This window comes from Klebsiella sp. 4_1_44FAA, assembly GCF_000238715.1.
In the GTDB taxonomy this organism is placed as follows: Bacteria; Pseudomonadota; Gammaproteobacteria; order Enterobacterales; family Enterobacteriaceae; genus Klebsiella; species Klebsiella pneumoniae.
The window spans coordinates 87,853-89,665 of the sequence record NZ_JH414802.1 but is presented as its reverse complement, the minus strand read 5'-3'; the positions used below and the strand labels follow the sequence as shown (position 1 = coordinate 89,665).

At 58.9% G+C, this 1,813-nt stretch carries 1 protein-coding gene and 1 pseudogene; one reads left to right on the top strand and one right to left on the bottom strand.

The window, feature by feature from the left end; translation table 11 throughout:
* Positions 1 to 1,489: peptidyl-dipeptidase Dcp (gene dcp / locus HMPREF1024_RS10000; RefSeq protein ID WP_009308915.1), on the top strand; the 1,489-nt coding region annotated here is incomplete at its 5' end.
* Positions 1,490 to 1,694: 205 nt separating this feature from the next.
* On the opposite strand, the pseudogene HMPREF1024_RS30700 reads toward dcp, so the two are convergent.
* Positions 1,695 to 1,813, bottom strand: a pseudogene (locus tag HMPREF1024_RS30700) (IS5/IS1182 family transposase); the annotation flags it as partial.

The following is a 1,813-nucleotide window of genomic DNA, read 5'->3' as shown; positions in this document are numbered from 1 at the left end:
GGTTGATTACCGGCATCAACTGGCTGGCCTGAGCGATGAGGAGATAGCGGCGGCGGCTGACGCAGCGCGTGAAAGAGGGCTTAGCGACCGCTGGTTGCTGACGCTGACCAATACCACCCAGCAGCCACAGCTGCTTGCGCTGCGCGACCGGCAAACGCGGGAGAATCTCTTCGCCGCCGGCTGGACCCGCAATCAGCAGGGCGATGAGCATGATACGCGTGACCTGGTACTGCGGCTGGCGGCGATCCGCGCGCAGCAGGCTGAGCTGTTGGGAGCCGCTGATTACGCCAGCTGGGCGCTGACCGATCAAATGGCGGCTTCCCCGGCGGAGGCATTGGGCTTTATGCGTCAGATCGCCCCGGCGGCGCGGGCGAGGGCGGAACGTGAGCTGGCGGACATCCAGCAGGTGATCGACAACGAAGGCGGGGGTTTTCGCGCGACGGCATGGGACTGGCTTTACTACAGCGAGCAGGTGCGGCGGGCTGCCTACGCCATTGATGACGCGCAGCTCAAACCCTATTTTGCCCTCGAGCGGGTGCTGCACGACGGCGTCTTCTGGACGGCCTCGCAGCTCTTTGGTCTGCGCTTTGTTGAGCGCTTCGATATACCGGTCTATCACCCGGATGTGCGGGTCTGGGAGATCTTCGATCACAACGGCGAAGGGATGGCGCTGTTTTACGGTGACTACTACGCTCGTGACTCAAAGAGCGGCGGCGCATGGATGGATGTGTTTGTCGAACAGTCGACTCTGCGCGCGCAGCGCCCGGTTATCTACAATGTCTGCAACTACGTCCGCCCGCAGGCAGGGCAGAGCGCGCTGCTGTCGTGGGATGAGGTGATCACCCTGTTTCATGAGTTCGGCCATACCCTGCATGGGCTGTTCGCCAGCCAGCGCTACGCCAGTCTCTCGGGGACCAATACGCCGCGCGATTTTGTCGAATTTCCTTCGCAGATCTTCGAACACTGGGCCAGCCAGCCGCAGGTGTTTGCCCACTACGCGAAGCACTACCAGTCCGGGGAGCCGATGCCGCAGGCGCTACGCGACAATATGTTGCGTGCGGCAACCTTCAATAAAGGGTACGACATGAGCGAGCTGTTGGCTGCTGCGTTACTCGATATGCGGTGGCATAGCCTGTCGACCTCGGCATTACCGGAGGAGGTGGACGCGTTTGAGCAGCTGGTGCTTCGGGAAGAGAACCTGGATCTGGCGGCGGTCCCCCCGCGCTATCGCAGCAGCTATTTCTCCCATATCTTCGGCGGCGGCTATGCGGCAGGCTATTACGCCTATCTGTGGACCCAGATGCTGGCCGACGACGGCTATCAATGGTTCGTGGAGCAGGGCGGTTTGACCCGTGAGAACGGTCAGCGTTTCCGTGAGGCGATTTTATCACGCGGGAACAGCACTGATTTAGCTGAACTGTATCGCCAGTGGCGCGGACACGATCCGCAGATTGAGCCGATGCTGAAAAATCGCGGGTTGAGTGCGTAGGGCAATTTTAGTCTGACAAGATAACCGGGCGCGCTGCCCGGTTTTTTGTCTGATCTAGGGAAGGTGCGAATAAGCAGGTCATTTCTTCCCAAGCTGACTCGCTGATTAAAATTTCGCGGATCTGGGCCGATTTTTTTCCCGCAAACACATCGAATCAGCCTATTTAGGCTATTTTTTCCACCATTTCTGGCGTTATTTCCGGTTTTTACTGAGATCTCTCCCACTGACGTATCATTTGGTCCACCCGAAACAGGTTGGCCAGGGTGAATAACATCGCCAGTTGGTTATCGTTTTTCAGCAGCCCCCTGTATCTGGCTTTCACGA